Origin of the sequence: Klebsiella sp. B345 (assembly GCF_051131735.1) — a bacterium.
In the GTDB taxonomy this organism is placed as follows: Bacteria; Pseudomonadota; Gammaproteobacteria; order Enterobacterales; family Enterobacteriaceae; genus Klebsiella.
In genome coordinates this window covers 4,822,484-4,844,791 of sequence record NZ_CP180443.1, presented here as the reverse complement: position 1 = coordinate 4,844,791, position 22,308 = coordinate 4,822,484, and the positions used below count along the sequence as shown (strand labels likewise).

At 54.5% G+C, this 22,308-nt stretch carries 22 protein-coding genes; 13 read left to right on the top strand and 9 right to left on the bottom strand.

Features of this window, described 5'->3' with window-relative positions; translation table 11 throughout:
• Positions 1-97 precede the first annotated feature (97 nt).
• From ACMYSO_RS22695 to ACMYSO_RS22675, 5 genes are read right to left on the bottom strand one after another with little or no spacing between them, the layout of a single operon-like run.
• Positions 98-1,042, bottom strand: coding sequence for a DMT family transporter (locus tag ACMYSO_RS22695; RefSeq protein WP_434668112.1), 945 nt, complete (start codon positions 1,040-1,042; stop codon positions 98-100).
• Complete coding sequence (locus ACMYSO_RS22690; RefSeq protein ID WP_014837252.1) at positions 1,039-1,857, bottom strand: amino acid ABC transporter ATP-binding protein; 819 nt, start codon at positions 1,855-1,857, stop codon at positions 1,039-1,041. The genes ACMYSO_RS22695 and ACMYSO_RS22690 overlap by 4 nt, the downstream gene beginning before the upstream one ends.
• 4 nt (positions 1,858-1,861) lie before the next feature.
• Positions 1,862-2,524, bottom strand: coding sequence for an amino acid ABC transporter permease (locus ACMYSO_RS22685; RefSeq protein ID WP_434668108.1), 663 nt, complete (start codon positions 2,522-2,524; stop codon positions 1,862-1,864).
• Positions 2,521-3,192, bottom strand: coding sequence for an amino acid ABC transporter permease (locus tag ACMYSO_RS22680; RefSeq protein ID WP_174508555.1), 672 nt, complete (start codon positions 3,190-3,192; stop codon positions 2,521-2,523). Before ACMYSO_RS22680 ends, ACMYSO_RS22685 begins: the two co-directional genes overlap by 4 nt.
• Positions 3,193-3,215: 23 nt before the next feature.
• A complete protein-coding gene (locus ACMYSO_RS22675) occupies positions 3,216-3,950 on the bottom strand; it encodes a transporter substrate-binding domain-containing protein (RefSeq protein ID WP_434668105.1) in 735 nt (244 codons plus the stop codon).
• 269 nt (positions 3,951-4,219) lie between these two features.
• On the opposite strand from ACMYSO_RS22675, the gene ACMYSO_RS22670 reads away from it, so the two are divergent.
• The 7 genes from ACMYSO_RS22670 to ACMYSO_RS22640 all read left to right on the top strand — a co-directional run bounded on the left by ACMYSO_RS22670 (position 4,220) and on the right by ACMYSO_RS22640 (position 11,027).
• Entirely contained in the window at positions 4,220-5,173 is a 954-nt protein-coding gene (locus ACMYSO_RS22670) for a LysR substrate-binding domain-containing protein (RefSeq protein WP_434668102.1), read from the top strand.
• 86 nt (positions 5,174-5,259) lie between these two features.
• Positions 5,260-6,477: a M24 family metallopeptidase gene (locus ACMYSO_RS22665; protein WP_434668099.1), complete on the top strand. Its 1,218-nt coding sequence runs from the start codon at positions 5,260-5,262 to the stop codon at positions 6,475-6,477.
• 327 nt (positions 6,478-6,804) lie between these two features.
• Complete coding sequence (locus ACMYSO_RS22660; protein ID WP_434668097.1) at positions 6,805-7,467, top strand: DUF3313 domain-containing protein; 663 nt, start codon at positions 6,805-6,807, stop codon at positions 7,465-7,467.
• An 87-nt stretch (positions 7,468-7,554) separates the two neighbouring features.
• On the top strand, positions 7,555-8,181 hold the full coding sequence (locus ACMYSO_RS22655) for a paraquat-inducible protein A (RefSeq protein WP_434668094.1): 627 nt from the start codon (positions 7,555-7,557) through the stop codon (positions 8,179-8,181).
• Positions 8,171-8,794, top strand: coding sequence for a paraquat-inducible protein A (locus ACMYSO_RS22650; protein ID WP_434668091.1), 624 nt, complete (start codon positions 8,171-8,173; stop codon positions 8,792-8,794). The genes ACMYSO_RS22655 and ACMYSO_RS22650 overlap by 11 nt, the downstream gene beginning before the upstream one ends.
• Positions 8,791-10,425 (top strand): intermembrane transport protein PqiB, encoded by a 1,635-nt coding sequence (locus ACMYSO_RS22645; protein WP_434668088.1) that lies wholly within the window; start codon positions 8,791-8,793, stop codon positions 10,423-10,425. The genes ACMYSO_RS22650 and ACMYSO_RS22645 overlap by 4 nt, the downstream gene beginning before the upstream one ends.
• A complete protein-coding gene (locus ACMYSO_RS22640) occupies positions 10,422-11,027 on the top strand; it encodes a PqiC family protein (protein ID WP_434668085.1) in 606 nt (201 codons plus the stop codon). Before ACMYSO_RS22645 ends, ACMYSO_RS22640 begins: the two co-directional genes overlap by 4 nt.
• A 48-nt stretch (positions 11,028-11,075) precedes the next feature.
• Here the strand turns inward: ACMYSO_RS22640 and ACMYSO_RS22635 are convergent, their stop codons facing one another.
• On the bottom strand, positions 11,076-11,699 hold the full coding sequence (locus ACMYSO_RS22635; protein ID WP_434668082.1) for a TetR/AcrR family transcriptional regulator: 624 nt from the start codon (positions 11,697-11,699) through the stop codon (positions 11,076-11,078).
• Positions 11,700-11,921: 222 nt separating this feature from the next.
• Positions 11,922-12,818 (bottom strand): SDR family oxidoreductase, encoded by an 897-nt coding sequence (locus tag ACMYSO_RS22630; RefSeq protein WP_434668079.1) that lies wholly within the window; start codon positions 12,816-12,818, stop codon positions 11,922-11,924.
• Positions 12,819-12,936: 118 nt separating this feature from the next.
• Between ACMYSO_RS22630 and ACMYSO_RS22625 the strand changes: the two genes are divergently transcribed.
• The 3 genes from ACMYSO_RS22625 to ACMYSO_RS22615 all read left to right on the top strand — a co-directional run bounded on the left by ACMYSO_RS22625 (position 12,937) and on the right by ACMYSO_RS22615 (position 14,978).
• Entirely contained in the window at positions 12,937-13,833 is an 897-nt protein-coding gene (locus ACMYSO_RS22625; protein WP_434668076.1) for an AraC family transcriptional regulator, read from the top strand.
• 90 nt (positions 13,834-13,923) lie between these two features.
• The gene (locus ACMYSO_RS22620; RefSeq protein ID WP_434668074.1) at positions 13,924-14,409 is read left to right on the top strand and encodes a hypothetical protein; all 486 of its coding nucleotides are present in this window, start codon (positions 13,924-13,926) and stop codon (positions 14,407-14,409) included.
• A 5-nt stretch (positions 14,410-14,414) separates the two neighbouring features.
• The gene (locus tag ACMYSO_RS22615) at positions 14,415-14,978 is read left to right on the top strand and encodes an RNA polymerase sigma factor (protein WP_434668071.1); all 564 of its coding nucleotides are present in this window, start codon (positions 14,415-14,417) and stop codon (positions 14,976-14,978) included.
• A gap of 26 nt (positions 14,979-15,004) precedes the next feature.
• Here the strand turns inward: ACMYSO_RS22615 and ACMYSO_RS22610 are convergent, their stop codons facing one another.
• The gene (locus tag ACMYSO_RS22610) at positions 15,005-16,063 is read right to left on the bottom strand and encodes an SDR family oxidoreductase (RefSeq protein ID WP_434668068.1); all 1,059 of its coding nucleotides are present in this window, start codon (positions 16,061-16,063) and stop codon (positions 15,005-15,007) included.
• Between the two features lie 97 nt (positions 16,064-16,160).
• Between ACMYSO_RS22610 and ACMYSO_RS22605 the strand changes: the two genes are divergently transcribed.
• Together ACMYSO_RS22605 and ACMYSO_RS22600 are read left to right on the top strand one after the other, a co-directional pair.
• A complete protein-coding gene (locus tag ACMYSO_RS22605; protein WP_434668065.1) occupies positions 16,161-17,057 on the top strand; it encodes a LysR family transcriptional regulator in 897 nt (298 codons plus the stop codon).
• Between the two features lie 369 nt (positions 17,058-17,426).
• Entirely contained in the window at positions 17,427-18,242 is an 816-nt protein-coding gene (locus ACMYSO_RS22600; RefSeq protein WP_434668062.1) for a hypothetical protein, read from the top strand.
• A 371-nt stretch (positions 18,243-18,613) separates the two neighbouring features.
• Here the strand turns inward: ACMYSO_RS22600 and ACMYSO_RS22595 are convergent, their stop codons facing one another.
• Positions 18,614-20,923, bottom strand: a complete 2,310-nt coding sequence (locus ACMYSO_RS22595; protein WP_434668059.1) for a molybdopterin-dependent oxidoreductase — start codon at positions 20,921-20,923, stop codon at positions 18,614-18,616.
• 402 nt (positions 20,924-21,325) lie between these two features.
• Here ACMYSO_RS22595 and ACMYSO_RS22590 point away from each other — a divergent pair, with 402 nt between their 5' ends.
• Positions 21,326-22,306, top strand: a complete 981-nt coding sequence (locus tag ACMYSO_RS22590; protein WP_123753673.1) for a sugar ABC transporter substrate-binding protein — start codon at positions 21,326-21,328, stop codon at positions 22,304-22,306.
• Positions 22,307-22,308: the final 2 nt, after the last annotated feature.

Below are 22,308 nucleotides of genomic sequence, written 5' to 3'. Positions count from 1 at the left end.
CATCATGAACGTTAGATATTAACGCTTAAGAAATTTCTTTTCCCTGTTTAACCAGGTGTTTAATCGTCGCGTAATCATATTCACCAACGACGGTAGTCTATACCGTCGCCTGAACGCGACGGCGGTGCTGATGGCAATGCACCGCGGCCAGAACCCCGCCCAGTAACAGCAGAATGGCGGCACTTTCCAGCAGGTCCGGAAAACGCCGAAGATAGATGAAACCATATAACAGCGCGAAAAGGGTTTCAAAGACCACCATCTGCCCTGTCAACGATACCGGAAGACGCCGGGAACAGAGATTCCACGCCAGATACCCCAGCCATGAAGAGACCACGGCCAGCACCACGTTCATCGCCCAGAAGAGCGTTTGTGCCTCCTTCGGTAACGATAAATCAACACTGGAAAACCCACAAATACTGACGATGAGCCACAGCAATAGCGAGAGGCTTCCGGTACACAAGCCAATCAGCAGCGACCACTGGTTGTTGTTGTAAGGGAGCGTTTTCAGACTGCGGGAGTTCTCGACTGCGTAACGGCTCCAGCACAGCAATGCGGCGAAGGCGCAAAGCATCCCCAGCATCGGCTGTTTCCCACCCGTTATTGGGTGTGCGGACGACAGTTGCGCATGCAGATTAATCAGCACCACTCCGGCGACGATCGCCGCCATTGGCAGCATTAATTGCCGGAATGGCGGCGCATGCTGGTCTCTGCGGCTAAGCAACGGAACCATCACCGGTATCAAGCCAATCACTAACGAGGTCGCAGCGATGCCAACCTGCTGTACGGCCGCCGCGACCAGCAGAAAATAAAGCACATTGCTCAGTAGTGAAAGACGGATCAGCGTCAGCAGATCGCGATGATGCCAGACGCGGGCAATGCTGCGCCATTGCGGAATAAGTAAAATTGCCGCCAGTACGCCGTAGGTTGCAAAACGTCCGCAGGTTAGCAGCAGCGGTGACACCTCGGGTAACAGCATCGGTGGCAGGAAAATGAATCCCCAGCATGCACCTGCCAGTGCGCCGCAAGCAATCCCCTGCTTCATGCTGACTCCTGCAACGCCGTTTCAGGCAATCTCGCCCCCGACTGGCGTTCACTCCACGACGACAAAAAATACTGCAGCCGCGGGCTTTTTGGCTGATGGAACAGTTGCGCTGGCGGTCCCTGCTCTTCAATGCAGCCATCGGCAAGAAACAGCACCCGATCGGAGACTTTAGCGGCAAACCCCATCTCATGGGTCACAATCATCATGGTCATACCATCATCGGCAAGATTGCGGATGACCTTTAGCACCTCCCCGACCAGCTCCGGATCAAGCGCTGAAGTCGGTTCATCGAACAGCATAATGGCGGGTTTCATGGTCAATGCCCGGGCGATGGCAACGCGCTGCTGCTGACCACCGGATAACATCGCGGGCCAGCTATCGGCTTTGTCTGCCAGACCAACCCGTGCCAGTTGCGTTTTCGCTTCGGCGTAGGCTGCTTCACGGGAGACCTTTTTAACCCGCCGCAACGGCGTGGCTACGTTATCGAGTACCGTCATATGCGGCCACAGATTAAACTGCTGAAAGACCATACAGACGTCGCGTAACGCCTGACGATTTTCCTTGTCGCTTAAACGCCGGCGTTTTTCGCCGCCGAGAGATTCATAGCCAACGCACTCGCCATTCACCACAATGCCGCCGGAGCTATAATCCTCCAAAAAGTTAATACAGCGTAACAGCGTAGATTTACCCGACCCTGAGCCGCCAATCACGCAAATGACTTCTCCGGGAGTAATGCTGACATCGATACCACGTAAAACATGGTTTTCGCCATAATGTTTATTGAGATTGTTAATCTCAATGGCGTAATCACGCATAGTATTAACCTCGGCTTAATTGAGAATAAGAATAATGGCGCTCTATTTTATTACCCAAACGGGAGATACCGACCGCGATCCCCCAATAGACAATGGCCATTAAGGCGTAGATTTCAACCATCGCATAGGTCTGGTTGGCAATGGTCATGGCGGTATTGGTAAGTTCACCGACCGTAATAATGGATAGCACCGACGACTCTTTTACCAGAATAACGCTCTGACCAATCAATGGCTGAATAATTCTCGCGAGCATTTGCGGCCAGATAATAAAATAAAATATCTGCCACGGACTTAAACCCAGGTCTGCTGCCGCTTCCACTTGCCCGCCAGAGACAGCATTACGGCCCGCACGGAATATTTCCGCAAAATAAGCGGAACCATAACATCCCAGGCACAGTACCCCGACCTGTTGCGCCTCGAGATTAATACCAATATAGGGGCCACCATAAAAGACTAAAAAGAGCTGAACCAGTAACGGCGTGCCGCGGAAAATATTAATCCATGCATGATATATCACATTGAATAACGCCGGTTTTTGTCTTTCGAGAAGAAAAAAACACAGCCCGATCGCCAGCCCCAGCAGGATGCCGCCGAGACTCATTTTTAGGGTCATTAAAATACCGGCGGCAATGGCATCTTTATAGGTAAAAAGTATTTCAACATTCATTGTGCTAATACCCTTTGAGCCGAAGATGAGCGTTTTTTCTCTAACCTGGCGCCAACAATACTCAGCCCCCACGAGGTCAGAAAATAAAGGAGCCCGCATGCCGTATAAAACTCCAGCGGCCGATAGGTGGTTGAGGCCAGCGTTTGAGTCACTCTCATCAACTCATGGACCGCCACCACCGAGACCAATGCCGAATTTTTGATAATATCGATGGTTTCATTAATCAAAGCCGGCATCATGGTGCGCAACACCTGCGGCATCTGAATATAAAACAGCGTTTGCGCCGCTGAAAAACCAAAATCTCGTGCCGCCTCCAGTTGGCCTTTGGGCAACATTTTAAAGCCGGCCCGAAGAATCTCTCCTTGAAAGGCAGCGGTATTTAATGAGAGAGCCACAACCGCTGCCAGCCATGGTGAAAGGGTGATCCCTACGGCGGGCAAAGCATAAAATATTAATATCAACTGAACCAATAGCGGTGTGCCACGATAAAAACTGACATAGGTTTTGCAAAAACAGCGCACGAGACGTCGCGGAGAGTTTAACCCCAGACAAATTAACCAACCGAGAATCAATCCTATGACAATCGCGCTCAGCGATACCGCCAGAGTACTGAGCACGCCGATTAATAGCTGAGGGAAATAGGGAAACACCACTGAAATATCAAACATATTGCCCTCCAGTATCCATCAAATTAATTTGCCGGGGTCGGCACTTGCTCAGGAACGGCCATAGAAAAACCCAGCCACTTCGTTTGTAGCTGCGCCAGTTTTCCCGATTTATTCAACTGCACAATGCCGTCGCTGATAAATTTGACCAGTGAGGCGCTATCCGCATCCTTTCTTCCAGCCCATGCATACCAGGTCGCCGGGCCAAACGGCGGACGTACAATTTCAAACGTATCACCACGGGTCTTCACCAACGGCGCGAGGTTCGGCAACGATTGTACAACCGCATCAACACGGTGCGCCGCTAATGCCGCGTAGGCTTCGTTATAATCAATAAAGGCTTTTATTTCTTTAACGCCGTGACCGGTGGTGGGTTTAAGTACCGATGTTTCATATTCTTTTAGCACCGCAATTTGCGGCGCCCCGGCCTGGCTGGCGACAATCATGCCCTGGAGATCTTTGGCGCTATTAATGCGGCTATCCCCTTTGCGTTTCAGAATGGCCACGCTGGCGTCAGAAAAGGGAGCGGTAAAGGCGAATTTTGCTTCACGATCGCGGGTGATGGTTAAAGAAGTTGCCACAAAATCGAATCGCTTGCTTTCCAGACCGGGTAAAATCCCCTGAAATGGAATATCCAGCTGAACCACTTTCACCCCGGGTAAGCCTTTCATCACTTCCGTGAGAATATCTTTTCCCAGACCGACTATTTTGCCATCTTCAAGCATTTCAAAAGGGGCATAGCGTGCTTCGGTGGCAATCACTATTTCTTTTTTTGCTTAATATCATCCAGTAAATCAGCCTGGGCCGTAGATATCAATAATGGCGAAAGTTGTAAGACAGACATTGAAAGTAACAGCCACAGTTTATTTTTCATCAGAGTTTCTCCGCGAGTTTGAATGACGCTGATAATATTTATTCATTCGTTTAGCGGCGACAAACGGTGGTTTCTAACTGATAACTATTAGCACGGCTAATGATGCTTTTGGCATGAATAGTGCTTATTGCAGGTTATTTAGCAACAGGGAAACCGATGATGCAACGTAAACCAGGTTTGCCGTCCCTCGACGGTTTGCGCTACTTTGATGCCGCAGCGCGTAATCTCAGTTTTACCCGTGCCGCACAGGATCTTTTTCTTACTCAGAGTGCAGTAAGCCAGAAAATTCAATCGCTTGAGCAACAGCTTGGCTACCTGGTCTTTCACCGCACGCCCTCAGGGCTACGCTTAACTCCGCAGGGTGAACAGCTGTTTATCGGGGTGCGCCAGGCCTTTGCCATCCTCGAAACTACGCTGCACCAAACCGGTGAAGAAACCCTTGAGGGCACCATAAAGATTCGGGTTATGCCGTCCTTTGCCACCAAATGGCTGCTTCCCCGATTGCATCAGTTTTATGAGCAATACCCTATCAGCCTGGAAATTGATGCCGATATGACGCCCGCCAATTTTAAATCTGACGCGGTCGATATCGCCATTACCCCTTTTTGGGTTGATGATAAAAATCTAATTCAACGGCATCTGTTCAACGATGTGATCTATCCCGTGATCAGCCCGGATTTGTTGAAAACCCGGCATCTGCACAGTTACAGCGAACTCTGTGGTTTGCGCTTACTGCATGATTCCATGCCGCAAAATGCCTATAGCACCCATTGGCGCTCCTATTTTGCCCGTCTCGGGCTGTATGACCTGAATGTCGAGGCAGGAACCGGCTTTTCCCGCGCCGACCTCGTGCTCCAGGCCGCCTGCGCCGGCCAAGGAATCGCCTTAAGCCGTCACTCTTTGTGTGCGACGGAAGTGAGCAATGGCGCACTGATTCGCCCTTTTACCGATATCGTCGAAGACGGGCAGGTGTGGTTAACCTGCCCGCGTAATAATGAGAAACGGCCACGCGTTCAGGCGTTGATTAACTGGCTGACAGAAGAAACCGCACATCATATTGCAGAGCGAACGCAAATTCTCGGTGAATATACGCTGCATAAGGCCGGCTAATGACGGCAAATTAATAATCTCCGTTTGTCGCAAGATATCGTTTTCCAGATGATGGCAACACGCCATTATCAACGACGGAGTTTATTATGAGCATGCCAGATATTATTGAATTAGCTAATGGACAAAAAGTTAAGGGAACCTTCAGCACCCATGAAATGCAGCGCCGACTATCGGGATTACGCGCCATCATGGAAGCAGACAGTATTGATGCAGTTATTTTAACCTCGATTCATAATATTAATTACTACGGCGACTTTTTATATTGTAGTTTTGGCCGCCAGTATGCCCTGGTGGTGACGCCGAGCCAGTCATTTTTAATTACCACCAATATTGACGGAGGTCAGGGATGGCGCCGTAGCTACGGTGCAAATATCGTTTACACAGACTGGCAACGTGATAATTATTACCGGGCAGTGCGTAAAGTGGTTCCTGAAGATAGCCGGAGGATTGCCCTTGAAGGCGATCATGTGACAATCGAACAGCGCGCTAAATTTTGCCATTACTTATCCCAGGCAGAGTTTATGGATATTGCCCCGGCGACGATGCGGATGCGGATGATTAAGTCCGCAGAAGAGATTGCACTGATTAAAATTGGTGCTCAGGTCGCCGACCTCGGCGGCGCAGCATGCGTCGCAGCGATTGCCGAGGACGTTCCGGAGTATGAAGTTGCCCTGGCGGCCACCTCGGCGATGACCCGGGAAATAGCGAAACGCCTGCCACATATTGAATTACGCGATACCTGGACGTGGTTTCAGTCTGGCCTGAATACCGACGGCGCCCACCATCCGGTGACTACCCGTCGCCTGAAGCAAGGAGATATTTTATCGCTGAACTGTTTTCCAATGATTGCCGGCTACTATACCGCGCTGGAGCGTACGCTGTTCCTCGGTCAGCCCAGCGATGAGCAATTGCGTCACTGGGAGATCAACTGCGAAGTACACCGCCGTGGTCAGGAACTTATCCGCCCAGGCGCCCGTTGTTGCGATATCGCCGCCTCGCTCAATGAGATTTATCGCGAGCATGACCTGCTGCAGTATCGGACTTTTGGCTATGGCCACTCCTTCGGCGTACTGAGCCACTATTATGGCCGCGAAGCCGGTTTAGAATTACGCGAGGATATTGAAACCATTTTGGCACCGGGGATGGTTGTCTCGATGGAACCGATGATCATGTTGCCAGAGAGCATGCCGGGACACGGCGGTTATCGTGAACACGATATCCTGGTTGTCACCGAAACAGCGGCAGATAACATCACCCAGTTCCCCTATGGCCCAGAGCACAACATTATCACCGTCAATCAATAAACATGCCGGATGACGCCTGCGCCGCCTCTTAATAAAAAAATTCAGGGGCGGCTGCTTCTTAATAATCCTTGCCAATCAATATTCACTATGTGCAGTCACGACAGGTGACTAGCGCCTGTGCGATAGTTCGCCCCGCCCTTCACTACAGACCATTACTCACTCTCTACCTTCATTCCAGACGGAATAGTTTCAGCAAACAATTAAGTTGACACGCTTATGCATGCGATCAAAACTAAACCGTACAGTTCACATAAGAGTGAACATGATGGTGTCTATTGCGGGCTTGTCGGTTCACGCGGCCCTTAACCACAACGAAAGGATCTGCACATGAAGACGTTAAGGCAAATCGGTGGGCTGGCGGCTGTCGCTGTCCCCCTGCTGTTGGTGGGGTGCGCTGGTAAGGAGCCCGTGCGTTACAGCGGCATCGATTCGGCGTCGAAGTTAACCGCAAACACCGATGATAATGCCGATCGCATGCCCTATCGTTATTCGCCTCTCGTCGACTGGCGCAAGTACGACAGCATTATTATTGACCCGGTAAAAATTTATCAGGGCCACGATGGACAGTTTGATGATATGGCGCAGGCCGATCGCCAGTTGCTCGCCACCCACATGCAGGAGCAGTTCCGCAAAGCATTAAGCCCTCGCTTTAAAGAGGTCTCCACCCCTGCTGCCAACACCCTGCGGCTAAAGTTGACTTTGACGGGCGCCGACACCACGCCGCAGGTGGTGGGCACCTTTACTAAATTCGATCTGGCGGGCGGGCCTTATAACATCGTGCAATCGATACGCGGAGGCCAGGGGCTAATGAGCGGTTCGGTGGATTATGCCGTCGAAATTTATGACGCGAACAGCCACGATCTGTTGAAAGCGTACGTCGCCCGGCAGTATCCGAATGCCATGAACGTCTCTGCCAGTATCGGCTCGCTGAGCGCTGCTGAAGTGGGGATTGAAAAAGGGGCGGAAGAGTTGGCGGAATTGCTCCAGTAGCCTCCCAGACCGTGCATGCAGCCGGAAACGCTCAGGTGAAACCGGCTGCCATTTTCCCTATGAATCCTCTCCTGGCGACCCGCTGCTATGAAGACATTCCTGCATCTGACTATCTGCCCGCATTGCGATAGCGTCTACCAGACATTGCCCTGCGTATCGGGCGAAATTGCGCTCTGCCAGCGTTGTCACGCCGTGTTATGGCGTGGTCGCCGGCGTGTGCCTGGCCATCTGCTGCCGCTGATGATAACGGCGGCCGTGTCTTTGGCGATCGCCGCCCTTTTCCCGGTGATCTCCGTCGGGTTTCACGGGATGGTGAACGATGCCACGCTGTGGAATGTGGCCTGGGCGCTGACTGTCGGTGACAGCCATCTCGTGATGGCAGTCGGCACCCTTTTTCTTCTGCTGGTCGCGCCCTTCTTACAGGTAATGCTGATGGCATGGCTGCTGAGCTTTGCGCATTTCTCCCGCCCGGCACCGGCGTTTGTCGGCACCATGCGGGTGCTCAAATGGCTGCATCCCTGGAGCATGGTGGAAGTTGGCATGCTGGGGTTTCTGATTGCCGGGATCAAGCTGTCATCACTGCTGGATGTCTCCGTAGGGCCGGGCGGTTGGGCACTGGCCCTCTCCTGTGTGCTGGTGGTCTTCATCAACAGCCACGATCTGCATCCACTGTGGGATCTGCTGTCGTTCGAGGAGCAAAACCATGACCATTAAGCCCCCTTTTGCCCGCCAGATGCAACTGTGTCGCTGCACGCTCTGTGGGCTGGTGTGTGCTGACGACATGGCCCCCGACGAGGACAAAAAATGTCCTCGCTGTCAGACGACGTTGCCCAACCACCGGCCAGCACGCCGACATCTGAGCTGGGCGCTGCTGTTAACCTCGGTGATCCTGTACCTGCCCGCCAATATTTTGCCGGTGATGTACACCACGCTGCTCGGCCATGGCAGCGAAAGCACCATCCTTTCCGGAATTATCGCCTTCTGGCACAGCGGATCATGGGGTATCGCGGCGATCATCTTTATTGCCAGCGTGATGGTGCCGTGTCTGAAATTTTTGTCATTGGGTGTCTTGTTGATCTCAGCGTCCCGCCGGAGTGGCTGGGCCAGACGCGAACGGACCTGGCTTTACCGGCTGACCGAGTGGATTGGCTGTTGGTCAATGCTGGATGTGGTTGTCGTTGCCGTGGTGTGTTGCCTGCTGCGGTTTCGTCCGCTGAGTGAAGCCGAACCTCGTGTCGGGATCCTGTTTTTCGCCCTGGTGGTCGTCCTGACCATGCTGTGTGCGCTGAGTTTTGAACCAAAAACGCTATGGGAAGACAAGCAATGAAGCGTCCTGTTTCGGGTACTCCTCTTTTTTATTACGGGCGCTGGCGCAATGCCCTGATCTGGTTGCTCCCCGTTGTCGCGTTTGTTGTCGCGATATCGATGGTTATCCAGGCGCGCTTAACCATCGGGCCTGATGTTGTGATTGCCTTTCGTAGCGCTGCCGGTCTCGAAGCCGGTAAAACTGCGGTGAAATATAAAGATGTCACCGTCGGGATAGTTAAGGAGATAACCCTCAGCCCCGATAACAGCCAGGTGCTGGTGCGGGTCACTCTCGCACGAAACGCGCTGAATCTGGCGCGCGCCGACACCCGATTCTGGGTGGTGAGGCCACGGGTCGGAATCAGCGGTGTTAGCGGCATTGATACCCTGTTGTCCGGGGCTTATATCGGCGCGGACAGAGGGAAATCCGCAGAGAGCAGATACCGGTTCACCGGCATGGAAACGCCTCCGGCTATCGTCAACGACATGGCGGGCAGCCAGTTTATGCTGGAAGCGGACGACCTTGGCTCGCTGGATATTAACGCGCCGGTCTACTATCGCCGCATTCCGGTCGGGCGGATAACCTCCTACCAGCTGCGTAAAGACGGTAAAGGGATCGATCTCAACGTCTTTATTGATGCTCCCTATGACCGCCTGGTCACCGCGGATTCGCGCTTCTGGAATGCCAGCGGCGTGGATCTGTCGGTTGGCAGCGACGGTTTTCAGCTTAAAACCCAGACCGTTGCCGCCATCATGGCCGGGGGCATCGCCTTCTCCAGTCCGGATAACCCCACCCAGGGCGTGCTCCACAAGCAAACCCGTTACAAACTGGCTGCGGATGAGCAAACCGCAATGGCACCTGCGGACGGGCCGCCAGTGCGTTTTCAGCTGCGTTTTGAGCACACCTTACATGGCCTGAACGTGGGGGCGCCGGTTGAGTTTTCCAGCGTGCGGATCGGACGCGTTACCTCCGTTGAACTCGACTATAACCCCGAGGGATACCGCTTTCCGACCATCGTGGATATTGAGGTCTATCCCTCGCGGATGGGCCATGTGCTCGAGAAGCTCCCCGAACCAACGGGCGACACTGACCTCAATACTGTCATTTTCACCCGCGAGATGATCGCGCATGGGCTGCGGGCGCAGGCCACCTCCAGCAGTCTGCTGACGGGGCAACTTTATATCTCACTCGATTTCATACCAGATGCACCGAAAGTGAAGTTTGACGCGACAAAGCGTCCGGTTGAACTGCCTACCGTCAATGGCGGGCTGACCATCCTGCAGGATCAGCTCACGGATATCGCCAGGAAGATCAACAAAATGCCGCTGGACCAAATCGGAAATAACATGAACAACACGCTGGTAGAACTGAATAAAACATTGCGCATGGTGAACAACCAGTCTCTTCCTGCCGCCAACCGCCTGATGCAACAAACACAGCGCACGACGCAAGGCGTGCAGAACCTGCTGGCGGAAGATTCGCCCTTGATGATTAACCTGCTGCAGTCCTTGCAGGAAACTACGCGCACGCTACGGGCGGTGCGCAGCCTGACAAACCAGCTGGACCGTCATCCAGAGTCGATATTGCAAGGCCGCGCGCCAGACGCGCCGCTGGACACTCGCCATTCACTCAAAGCAGGAGAGCAGCCATGAGAACGGTTTTATATCTGGTGATCGGCATCATCTGCGCGCTGGCTGGCTGTTCATCTCCCCAGGTGCGTTACCACACCCTGGTCAGCCCTGCCCCCGTTTCCCGCGTTGCCGCCCCGTCAGGGTTTGCGATTGCGGTGCTGCCCGTCGGCGTTCCGGCCCAGTTGGATAGCCAACAGGTAGTGGTCCGCCAGAGCGACAGTCGCGTGGTAGTGCTGGACAACGATCGCTGGTTAAGTCCGTTGGGCGATGAGCTACAGACGGCGCTGTCCCTCGCCATGACGCAGCAGCTCAACACCGAGGATGTGGCAGGGATCGCACGCGATAACAGCAAACCGGTGGTGCGGGTGCTGTTGCAGATTCGTCGTTTTGACAGCTGGCCCGGCAATGCCGTCAGTCTGGATGCTGACTGGAGCCTGTCGACATCGCAAGGGAGTGAAAATCGTCGGCTGGTATGCCGAAGCCATCTTTCGCAAAGCGTCTCCGGCGATCCAGCACAAATGTTTGCCGCATGGCAAGGTGTGGTTGAGCGCCTGGCAACTCAGACCGCAGAGACCGCAGCCCAATGGATGGCAACCGGCAGCGCCGCCTGTCGCCGTAGTTAGCGAGCGTCGACCGGGTTCGGGGCCGTGAACCCGGTCAACATATGCCGGTTACTCCGGCGTTTTAACGGCGCCATCAAGAAACAGCCGCACGCCATTCATGACCATATCACTGACTTTTTCTTGCGTGAAATCCGGCATCTGGCGCATGAAAAACAGGATCTCGCTTTCCGCTTTAATCAGTGAAGTAAACTGGACAGCGCGCAGCATCGGGTCCGATGGCGCCAGTTCACCTCGTTCCATTGCCGCTTTCATTTCCTGAGCCAGCGCCTCCATGCTTTGGCGGATACCGGATTCCAGAAACAGTTGTCCGATATCGGAATGCGCGGCTTCGCCCATCACGACACGATAGATTTGCAGGGCCTGGTTATCGCACGTCACCACCCGCAGCATATCTTCGCCAAAGCGGATGAGCTTCTGTTCCAGAGATAAGTGCTGGTTTTCCGGTTGAGTCAGCCCGTTTGCCGCTTCGGTAAGAAAACGGGCGCTGCAGTTGCGCACGACCGTTTCAAACAACGCCTCTTTTGAGGGGAAGTATTTATAGAGCGTGGCCTTGGAGCCACCGGCACGTCTGGCCACTTCATCCATGGAAGCGCGTTCGTAACCAATCTCCGTAAACACCTCCGCGGCGGCGGCCACGATCCCCTGGCGGCGCGCTTGCGTCAGTACCTTCATGTTGAACCCTTAGCTGGTTTTAAAGCGATGCGTAAACATAACTACACCGTACAGTATGGGTTTATTATGCCATGCCGGGACGTAAAATACCCCGCAGAGGGGCCGTAGTGTGACCTGTGGACAGGCAATGATGTATCAGGATATGAATCGGGCCTACGCCAGGCGGACAATCTGCTGGCAACCCATTGCCAACAATGAAGCACGGGGTTGCGATTTTAGTGTCTAGTTCTCGCTTACCGAACGGATCTTTAAAAGGTCTTCAACCAACCCTGGGCCCACAGGTTGCCATCCCAGGCGTTCTCTGGTCAGAGTACTGGCAGCAGACATATCATGTTCAATCAGCATGCTCATCCAGCCAAAATGCGCACTGGCGTCCTGAGCGGCGATACGCTTAACGGGCACATTAAGAATATAACCAATCACTTCCGCAATGGTGCGCATCGGGATCCCTTCTTCTGCCACCGCGTGATAACGCGCGTCAGGAATATTTTTCTCCAGCGCACGTACATAGACCTGCGCCACATCGCTGACGGATACCGCCGACCACCGGTTTTGCCCGTCTTCCACATACCCGGAAACCCCTTTCTGGCGGGCCAGTTCGATCAGTGGCGTGATTAAGCCTTGTTTCTTTGTGTCATGAACCTGCGGCAGACGTACCACCGAGACGCTGACACCACGTTGTGCAACGGCAAGCCCGGCTAACTCTGACGCCCGGCGCGGGTTAGGATTTTCTGGATTAAAGCACGCTTCTGTCGCCACGGCATGCTGGCCGGTCGACCCCATCGCCACGCCGGAGGTAATAACCAACGGTTTCTGCGTGCCTGCCAGCGCTGCGCCCATGGCCTCGATCGCCCGCTGGTCATTTTCGCAGTTGGCGACAAAGGTAGAAAAATCATGATTAAAGGCGGTATGAATCACGCCATCTGCCAGACTGGCTCCACGCTGCAGGCTAGCCAGATCGTCTATGTTGCCAAAATGCGCCTCGGCGCCGATGGCCGTCAGCTGTTTAGCCCCTTCAGCGCTTCGTGTTAAACCGAGCACCTGATGCCCTGCCGCCATAAGCGCGCGGGCAACGTTTGCGCCAATAAATCCGGTCGCGCCGGTAAGAAAAATACGCATAGGTAAACACCTCAGGTCAGATAAGGCTTCGCGCCCATTGACAACGACTATAGGGCCCGGCGTTAATACGATCTATGCTTGAAAGTCGCTATTAATCGTCCGATCGTCTCGAGGTAGTATGGACCCGCTCTCAGAACTCTTATCGTTGCTCAAGCCTCAGAGTTACGCTTCAGGCGGGCTTGCGCTAACCCAAAACATGGCCATTGCCTGGCCTTACCATGAGGGCATCAAGTGTTATACCGTGGTGTCCGGTCAGTGCTGGTTGTCCGTCGAGGGCGTCGCTGACAACGTGTTGCTCACCGCCGGCGATTGCTACCTTTTGCCTCCCGGTCCTTCGTTTACCCTTGCCACCAGCCTGTCGGTTGAGCCTGTAGACTTTGCCACTATTCTTGCTGAAAAGCGGCTGGGCAATCCGGCCGATTGCGGTGGGCAGGACGGCTGCTTTGTCGTTGGCGGCCATTTTGTTCTCGGCGGACATCATGCCAGTATGCTGTTAGGGGCGCTGCCGCCGATTGTGCATATTCAGAAAGAGGCCGATAAGGCAGCGATGCGCTGGTCGCTTGAGCAGATGGCAGCAGAAGTGCTTAACCCGCAGCCTGGTAGTGCGCTGATCGTCCAGCAGATGGCGTACACCATGTTGATACAGGCGCTGCGTTTGCATCTGTACGATGAAAACAGTCGCAAAGTGGGCTGGCTTTTTGTGCTGGCGGACAAGCCATTGAGCACCGCCATCAGCTGTATGCACAACGACCCGAGCCACCCCTGGACGCTGCAAATGCTTGCCGAAAAAGTCGGCATGTCGCGCTCAACCTTTGCCAGGCACTTCAAAGATAAAGTCGGCAGCGCACCGATGGAATACCTTACCCACTGGCGAATGTTGCTGGCCTGCGATCGCCTGAAAAATACCAAAGATTCGGTCACGCAGATTGCCAACGCGCTGGGCTACGAGTCTGAAAGCGCTTTTGGTAAAGCCTTTAAACGCGTGATGGGCTGCTCTCCCAGGCAGCATCGTTAAAAAAAATTATTTTCCCGACAATATTTCCGCACCTCATTCGTCTACCTCAGCAGAAGCTATTTTTTAGTGATTCACTGAGGAGTGAAAGCCATGAGAGATTTTGATATGCGTAGACAGGGTTGGGGGCACGGTCGCGGGTTTGGCGGTCGCCATATTGCGAAGCCGATAGTGATTGGCGTGGTGCTGGTGGTGGCACTGGGGTTACTGGTGATGTCCCTGTGGAACGCGGTGCTTCCTGCACTGATTGGCGTCAAAAGTATTGGTTTCTGGCAGGGGCTGGGTCTGCTGGTGCTGTGCCGGATCTTATTTGGCGGGCTGGGCATGCGCCCGGGAATGTTTGGCGCCCGTCGGCGGATGCATGAACGCTGGATGCAGATGACCCCGGAACAGCGCGAGCAGTTTATGCAGCATCGTCGCGCCGCTGGTTGTCATCATGAGCACCGCTGGCACGGCTTCGCGCGTCATCGCGACGGACAGTGCGCACGGGACGGCCAGCCTGAGTCTCAGGACGCTAAACCCACCGCTCAGCCGCAGCCGGAAGAGACAAACGCGCAGAAACCCGCAGGAACCGAGTAAGCGGCATGAGCGCTGAAAAAGCGAAAGACACTCCGCTGCTCTCGGCCCTTGCCGCCTGCAGAGCTAAGCTATCGGCGTTTATACGCGGCCGGACGGCGGTACGCGATGATGCGGACGATATTCTGCAGGAAGTCACGTATCAACTGATGAAAGTGGAACAGCCGGTGGAGAACGTCGCCGCCTGGCTATTCCGCGCCGCGCGCAATGAGATGACCGACCGATCGCGGAAAAAGCGTGAACTCCCGCTGTCGGCCTGGTTTACCGATGGCGAAGACGAGGCGTCGTTTCCCGAGGACGAACTGGCGGAGACCCTGTTTGGGGTCCCACAGTCGCCGGAAGAGGCCTGGCTGAGCGAAATGATTTGGGCAGAACTGAATAAGGCGCTGTCGGAACTGCCCGCAGCCCAACGAGAGGTATTCGAGAAAACCGAACTGGACGGCTACAGCTTTAAAGCACTGGCGGAGGAAACCGGCGTTAGCGTTCAGGCGCTGCTGTCGCGTAAACACAAAGCCGTGCTCTATCTGCGCACTCGCCTGCGTGCGCTTTATGATGAGCTCATCGGGGAGTAAACCCCGGATCACGCCGGCACGCGCTCTCAAGGAATAACCCGCGCGGCCCTCATCTGCGTAAACAGCGCAAAGAACATCTCATCGGTGGCCTGCATCCGGGTGAAGCCCGCCCGACGCAGTTTGCTGCCGTCGCCAAACATGTCGTAATGCCAGCCAAAGACAAAATCAGCAAACGTCCCGTCGCTCAGCCGCAGGATCTCCGCTTCCACCAGCCCCCTTTCCCCGGCAAGATCGCGCCATTCTGCCCGGTAGTCGTGAAACAACTGCTGAAAGGACAGCCTGACCGGCGGCGCACTCTCCAGCTCAAACCAGCGGGCAATGAGCGGCCACAGCTCGCTCCAGCGCCACAGATCGCCGTTATTGACGTTGAAGGCCTGATTCTCAGCGTTCTGCGCGGTAGCCGCCCACAGCGTCGCCTCGGCCAGCAACCCGCCATCCGTATAATCAACCATGCTGTGCCAGCTGTCTTCCGGGCCGGGAAAACGCAGCGGTAACCCCTGCGCTTTACACAGCGAGGCGTACAGGGCGATGCTCAGCGCGAGATTCATGGTATTGCCCGGCACCGCGCTGCCCACCACACCCGGCCTGATGGCATTCCAGTGCCACGGTTTTCCCCGCTGAAACTCGCTGAGCCAGCTGAGCTGGGCGGCGTTAAATTCCGCACCGGGGACCCCGGGATCGCTTTCACGCGCCGGCGTTTTGAACGGCCCCAGATGGGCGCCATAGACTTTGTAGCCCTGCATTAAGCTTACCGTCTGCAGCGGCGAGGTTTTCTCTATATTGCTGACCAGATTGCGCAGCATGGTGACGTTCGGTTCCACCATCTCGGTCCAGTTGGCGGCGTTCACCCAGGCACTGTAAAAAATATGGCTGACGTTATTCAGCGGTTGCAGCATCTGCGCGCTGTGCTGTGCATCCAGCAAATCGACGTTAACCAACGGAATATTATCGGGATGAGAGGCCCCCTGGCGGCTCAGGCCGATAACCTGCCACTGATGGCGCAGCAGCATGTTGACTAACTGTCGTCCGACAATACCGCTGGCACCGGCAACCAGCGCAACGTTTTGTGGCAGCATCTTATTCATGGTGACTCTCCAGAAAGGGTGACAGACACAGTGTGATCTATTATTTTTTCTACAGATATCCCATGAAACTGATGGCACTTATAAGCAGAATCATTAAATGAATAATAAGCTCAACGCCATTGCCACCTTCTTACGCGTTGCCGAAGCGGGCTCGTTTTCTGCCGCTGCCCGCCAGAGCGGTATCAAGCAGTCTGCCGTCAGTCAGCAAATCGCCGCGCTTGAGGAGGAACTGGGCGTGGTCCTGCTGCACCGGACCACGCGGGCGATGGCGCTGACGGCGCAAGGGGAAAGCTATCGCCGCGATATGACCCTGCTGCTGGACGCCATGCGGGAAGCAGAAAGGCGCCTGAACCCTGCCGACCCACAATGGCAAGGCACGGTTCACCTGCAGCTCCCCAGCGGCCTGGGTCAGATCTGGTTGCCGCACCTGCTGACGTTGCAGCAGATGCACCCGGGTTTACACCTGACGCTTTCGCTGGACGACCGCATTGCCGATCTGGTCACCGAAGGCGTCGATGTTGCGCTACGGCTCAGCCATGAACCTCCGCAAACGCATGCAGCGCGGGCATTGGCGCGTATCGAAACCCCGCTATATGCCGCCCCTGGTTGTAAACCGGTTCATTCGGTCAGCGAACTGGCGATACATCCACACGTGCGCTTCAGCGGCATCGCGCAGGAGGCACCGCTGCGGTTAGTGTCGGGCGATGAAACCCTCGAGGTGAGCGTGAATACCGTGTTTCGGGCCAACACCAGCGATGCGCTGTTGCAGGCGATTGAGGCTGGTATCGGCATCGGCGGCATGCAGCGGCCCCTCGCCGCCAGGGCGTTGCAGGCCGGCAGGCTGGTTCCGGTTCTCCCCGCCTACCGGCTACCCGATCGCTTCCTCTACGCGGTCTATCCCGACGCCCGTTTTATCCCCCAGAGGGTCAGGAGCATTATCAGCGTGATTGAAGGCGTGCTGGCGGGCATAATCAGCATGTCAGAAGAACGCTAAACTTTAATGATCCAGTCAGGTGGGGTTGTCACAAAACGCGCCTTTAAATCAACAAAACTTAACACCTCCCCCTGGCACTTTTACAATAGTTAATGCTGCAAGGTATAAATATAAGTTTTGCCATTGGTCTTTGTTTTTGAACTGTATATTTTGATTAGGAACTTCTTTTAAAAGAAAAGAATTGCGGATAGATTATTAGTCTCTGGTGCATCGTGATAAAAGTCAAAAAAAACATGAAACGCAGGCACCAATTAATTTCAGCATATTCATTGGCGTGTGATTTTAAGAAATCCTCCACATGATAACCATTTAATTAATTTAATATCAATTATGAATAATAAGATCATAGTTCCTGTGTTCCTGGTAGCGATGTTAACTTTTATAAAGCCGCTCCATTCCGCACCCCGGGTTATTGTGGCTGATGCCTTTATGGTCGACAAACACTCTGTTCTGTCGAACCTGTCTGTGACCTGGGCCACAATAGAATCTGGTGCTGCTTACCCAACGAGTTTACATCCCTACGACGACGGGTATCGATATTATGGACCTGCGATACAGGGCCGCGAATACGGTGATGCTCAAGAAACCTCTTATCGGGACTACTGGGATACAATGTATGGCGGTGGTCGAACTATGATACGGATAAAACCAGAGGATACGTGGGTTACGCTGGCACAAGAATATGGCAAAACTGCTGGTGTAAATGGCACAGGAATATGGGTGCATTATACACCAGCCTCTTATTATACATTGATGAAATCGTGCACCGTGGTATCCCGAGTGGCAACACTGACTACGTATATCGAAACCGACGTTATGCCAGATCCGTTATCTTGCAGTAATATCCCACAAATACCTGACCCGGCTAAATGCGATCTCGACATAATAGGCTCAAGCACCATAGACCATGGAACATTGGTCGATGTGGAAGTCAACGGGAACATTAAAACGACGACCGTTGCCCTCAAATGCACAAAGCCAGCGGCAGTGGAATTCAGGCTTCTGAATCATCCGGTAGAACTTGGTAATGGTATAACCTCGACAATCACCATTGATGGTAGTTTATCTCCGGTTATTCATGTTGATGACTTCAAGAATGTCACTATTGCGTCGACATTATCAGCCTCAAATCCGACAGCAGGGCCTTTTTCTGGAAATATTATTGTTGTTGCCAATGTCAAATAGATATTTAGTCGAGAGTGAAACGATAAATCAAAGAAGGACAATTAGAGCCTATCCCAGTAGGCGTAGATTGATGCGGCCAGTTTGGCCACGGACAGCGCGGAACCACCGGAGCGTACACGCAGTACGTGAGGATGGTGAGCACTGCCCAGGGCCAAAATGGCAAATAAAATAGCCTAATGGGATAGGCTCCTAGAGGATAACATCACCTCCTGCCATCTGAAGCAGTCTTTGCTCAGCGGTGTCGTATTCATCCGCAAATCGCCACCAACCGGGTGGCGGTTAACACCGACCCACCCCAGGATTTTCCAGTGCGACATGCTGGCCCGCACCGGACAATCCCCTCACCAAAGCACTCAGGCGTCTCTTCCCCTCTATACACTGACAAATGTCGGCGGGTCGAAGGCGGTCACCGGCGGCAGCGCCTCGCGCCACAGCTCAATCTCCACCCAGCAGCTTTGCGCGCTACAGCCCTGACCCAGCCGCGAACTGCCGCGATCCTCGGTTAATACGTTAGGATTGCCATGCTTATCCAGCGACCCCTTTTCATTCGGGTCCTGAGGGTCATACCAGGCACCGGTCGACATTTGCACCACGCCCGGCAAAATCTGTTCGCTCAGGTGTACGCCAGCCAGAATCGCGCCGCGCGCGTTATACACTTTCACCACGCTGCCTTCGCCGATCTCCCTCGCCTGCGCATCCTGTGGATGCATCCACAGCGGCTCGCGGCCCTGAATTTTGGTTGCCCGGCTGACGCTGCCGTGATCGTACTGGCTATGCAGGCGGGTGCGCGGCTGGCTGGAGAGCAGATGCAGCGGCCAACGCGCCGCTTCCTGCCGTTGCCAGGCCGCCTCCTGTTCATCCCACCATGGGTGGCCGGGACATTCACGATAGCCAAATCCGGCAATCGTTTCGGAGAACAACTCAATCTTGCCGGACGGCGTGGAGAGCGGATAGCGCTGCGGATCGGCACGGAAATCCGCCAGAAAGACCTGGGGTTGCTCCGGCGCGCTGTACTCCAGTACCCCTTGCTGCCAGAACGCCTCAAACGATGGCAGCTCAATCCCCTCTTCCCGCGCCCGCGGTCGCGACTCTTCGTAGATCTGTCGCAGCCACTGCCCGGCATCACGACCTTCGCTAAAGCACTCGCCGCAGCCCAGCCGTTCGGCCAGGTCGCAAAAAATCGCATAATCATCGCGCGCTTCGCCCACCGGCGGGATTTGCGCGCTCATGGCAATCATAAACCCGTCGTGGCCGCCGCTGCCGATATCTTCCCGCTCAAGCGAGGTGGTAACCGGCAGAACGATATCGGAAAATTTGGCCTGTGCGGTCCAGTACTGTTCGTGCACCACCACCGTTTCCGGTCGCCGCCAGGCTTCACACAGGCGGTTGATATCCTGATGGTGATGAAATGCGTTACCGCCCGCCCAGTAGACCAGGCGAATATCGGGATAGCGCAGATGCTGGCCGTCAAACTGATAGGCTTCGCCCGGATGCAGCAGCATATCGGAAAGCCTCGCCACCGGGATCACACTGTTCACCGCGTTTTTACCGGCAGGCAGCCGCGGCCCGGAAAAGGCCTTACGCGCCGCTCCTGCCAGATTGGTACAGGCATAGCCAAACCCCAGACCGCCGCCCGGCGTACCGATTTGCCCCAGCAACGCGGTAAGCGCCACCGTCGCCCAGTAAGCCTGCTCGCCCTGGCGCGCGCGCTGTATCGACCACGAAATATTCACCATGGTGCGCTGGCTGGCCATTTCACGCGCCAGCGCGGTAATCTGCTGCGCGTCAATCCCGGTAATTGCCGCCGCCCACGCCGGCGTTTTTGCCACGCCGTCGCTATCTCCCATCAGGTAGGCACGATACGGTGCAAAACCCACCGTGTGGCTGGCGACAAAGTCGCTGTCGTACAGGGATTCGTTAATCAGAACGTAGCAGAGCGCCAGCAACAGCGCAGTATCCGTCCCCGGACGCACGGCAAGCCACTCGGCGCTCTCGACGGCACTCAGATCGTTACGCACCGGACTGATATTCACAAAACGCGTCCCCTGCTCCTGCATCTTCTCCAGCCAGTACTTCAGCATATGGTCGTTGGCGCCGCCACCGTTGACCTGCGAATTACGCAGCGGCAGTCCGCCAATCGCCACAAACAGCTGGCACTCCCGCGCCAGTTCGGAGAAATGGGTATGCTGACGATGCAGCGGGCTTAGCGGCCCAAGGACATGCGGAAGAATGCGCTCACCCGCGGCGCTGCTGTACGTATTGGTGCTGGCGGTATAGCCGCCGAAGGACTTGAGAAACCGGTGCAGCTGGCTTTGGGCATGGTGAAAACGCCCGGCGCTGGCCCAACCGTAGGAGCCGCCGAAAATCGCCTCATTGCCGCAGCGCGTTTTGACCGAATTCAGCTCGCGGGCCAGCAGGTCGAGCGCCACCTCCCAGCTCACTTCAACAAACGGCTCTTTGCCGCGCCCCTCGCGCGAAGCCGGGCCATGTTGCAAATAGCCGGCACGCACCGCCGGACGGCGAATTCGCGTCTTGCTGGTGACCGCGTCGGGGAGCGACTGACCGATACGTGAGGGGTTTTTATCCCACGGCACCGGCGTCACTGCGTCAATGTTGCCGTCACGGGTCTGGACCTGCCAGGTTCCCCAATGCATCACGGTCAGGTTGTGTTGTTTTCTCATAGTGCCTGTGTTCTTTTTCGCCCGATAACGGTCGCCATAATAAAGGGGGATAATCGATGTATCACCCTATAATCTGCTACACCGGAAGGATTATTCACGCAGAACAACTCTACATTATTCCTGAGTGCGATATATTACAGCGACAGAATAATTATAATTAAAACGTAATTTTTATTTGAATTAATAAGGCATGCAAGCAATTTAAATCCACAAAATAAAAATGGATTAACCCGCATCATGAAATATTTTCAGGTTACAGGTGACAAATTTAAGTTTTCCTCAGACAATTCTTCGATATACCATTGTTGATATAGCTTATATATTTTTTGTATTTGAGGTTGAGTGGTGATTATTGTCATGCTACTGCTCCGCTGCCTCCTCCATCACAGGACCATAATAAGAATGTCGCAGAAAATGAAATTATTGCCCATCGCGCTGGGTCTGCTCTCGCTCGCCTCCGTAAACGCCCTGGCGGCAGAAGCCTTATCACTTCAGGGAAAAACCATCGGCGTCGCCGTTGTCGGCACTCAGCACTTCTGGGATCGTGAAGCCTATAAAGGCGCTACCGAAGAAGTCGAGAAACTGGGTGGCAAAGTGATCGGCGTCGACGGCGGTCGTGATAACCAGGTTCATGCTAACAACCATGATATTTTACTGTCACGTAAAGTCGATGCGGTAATTAGCATCCTGGGCGATAGCGCCGTTGAACCTAAATTCAAAGCGCTGCGCGATGCGGGCATTCCGGTATTTACCGTTGACCATGTATCAAAATACTCCGTCAATAACACCACTTCCGATAACTACACTCTGGGGTCAACCATTGGTCGTTATATGGCTGATGAGTTAGGCGGCAAAGGTAACGTTGCTGTATTTAACGCGTTCTCCAGCTCTCTGCGTATTTGCGGCATTCGTTACGATCAGTGGAAATATGTCCTTAAGGATTACCCGGATATTCATATTATTCAACCGGAGCTGGCGGAACAATTTGCCAACTCGCCGGAAGATGCACGTAAGAAAACCCTCGAACTGCTGAGCCAGTACCCGAAAGGTAAACTCGACGCCATCCACGTTGCCTGCTGGGATCAGCCGGCCATCGGCATTGTCCAGGCACTGGAAGAGACTGGGCGCGATAAAGACGTCAAGGTCACCGCCATTGATGCCGGTCCTGAAACGCTGGAAATCATGGCCGAGCCGGGCAGCCCGTTCGTCGCCAACGTCGCCCAGCAGCCGCACCTGATTGGCCAGACCTCGGCTGATAACGTCGCCCGCTACTTCGACAAACAGAAGCTGCCGGTGCAGACCTTTATTCCGGTTGTTCCGGTGAAAGGTCCGCAGGAAGCGAAAGCGGTCTACAAACAGCTGGGATATGGCGAACTGCAGTGATA

Coding starts and splice junctions, on each gene's coding strand:
- ACMYSO_RS22695 (WP_434668112.1), bottom strand. CDS start 1,042: ATGAAGCAGGGGATTGCTTGCGGCGCACTGGCAGGTGCATGCTGGGGA.
- ACMYSO_RS22690 (WP_014837252.1), bottom strand. CDS start 1,857: ATGCGTGATTACGCCATTGAGATTAACAATCTCAATAAACATTATGGC.
- ACMYSO_RS22685 (WP_434668108.1), bottom strand. CDS start 2,524: ATGAATGTTGAAATACTTTTTACCTATAAAGATGCCATTGCCGCCGGT.
- ACMYSO_RS22680 (WP_174508555.1), bottom strand. CDS start 3,192: ATGTTTGATATTTCAGTGGTGTTTCCCTATTTCCCTCAGCTATTAATC.
- ACMYSO_RS22670 (WP_434668102.1), top strand. CDS start 4,220: ATGATGCAACGTAAACCAGGTTTGCCGTCCCTCGACGGTTTGCGCTAC.
- ACMYSO_RS22665 (WP_434668099.1), top strand. CDS start 5,260: ATGAGCATGCCAGATATTATTGAATTAGCTAATGGACAAAAAGTTAAG.
- ACMYSO_RS22660 (WP_434668097.1), top strand. CDS start 6,805: ATGAAGACGTTAAGGCAAATCGGTGGGCTGGCGGCTGTCGCTGTCCCC.
- ACMYSO_RS22655 (WP_434668094.1), top strand. CDS start 7,555: ATGAAGACATTCCTGCATCTGACTATCTGCCCGCATTGCGATAGCGTC.
- ACMYSO_RS22650 (WP_434668091.1), top strand. CDS start 8,171: ATGACCATTAAGCCCCCTTTTGCCCGCCAGATGCAACTGTGTCGCTGC.
- ACMYSO_RS22645 (WP_434668088.1), top strand. CDS start 8,791: ATGAAGCGTCCTGTTTCGGGTACTCCTCTTTTTTATTACGGGCGCTGG.
- ACMYSO_RS22640 (WP_434668085.1), top strand. CDS start 10,422: ATGAGAACGGTTTTATATCTGGTGATCGGCATCATCTGCGCGCTGGCT.
- ACMYSO_RS22635 (WP_434668082.1), bottom strand. CDS start 11,699: ATGAAGGTACTGACGCAAGCGCGCCGCCAGGGGATCGTGGCCGCCGCC.
- ACMYSO_RS22630 (WP_434668079.1), bottom strand. CDS start 12,818: ATGCGTATTTTTCTTACCGGCGCGACCGGATTTATTGGCGCAAACGTT.
- ACMYSO_RS22625 (WP_434668076.1), top strand. CDS start 12,937: ATGGACCCGCTCTCAGAACTCTTATCGTTGCTCAAGCCTCAGAGTTAC.
- ACMYSO_RS22620 (WP_434668074.1), top strand. CDS start 13,924: ATGAGAGATTTTGATATGCGTAGACAGGGTTGGGGGCACGGTCGCGGG.
- ACMYSO_RS22615 (WP_434668071.1), top strand. CDS start 14,415: ATGAGCGCTGAAAAAGCGAAAGACACTCCGCTGCTCTCGGCCCTTGCC.
- ACMYSO_RS22610 (WP_434668068.1), bottom strand. CDS start 16,063: ATGAATAAGATGCTGCCACAAAACGTTGCGCTGGTTGCCGGTGCCAGC.
- ACMYSO_RS22605 (WP_434668065.1), top strand. CDS start 16,161: ATGAATAATAAGCTCAACGCCATTGCCACCTTCTTACGCGTTGCCGAA.
- ACMYSO_RS22600 (WP_434668062.1), top strand. CDS start 17,427: ATGTTAACTTTTATAAAGCCGCTCCATTCCGCACCCCGGGTTATTGTG.
- ACMYSO_RS22595 (WP_434668059.1), bottom strand. CDS start 20,923: ATGAGAAAACAACACAACCTGACCGTGATGCATTGGGGAACCTGGCAG.
- ACMYSO_RS22590 (WP_123753673.1), top strand. CDS start 21,326: ATGTCGCAGAAAATGAAATTATTGCCCATCGCGCTGGGTCTGCTCTCG.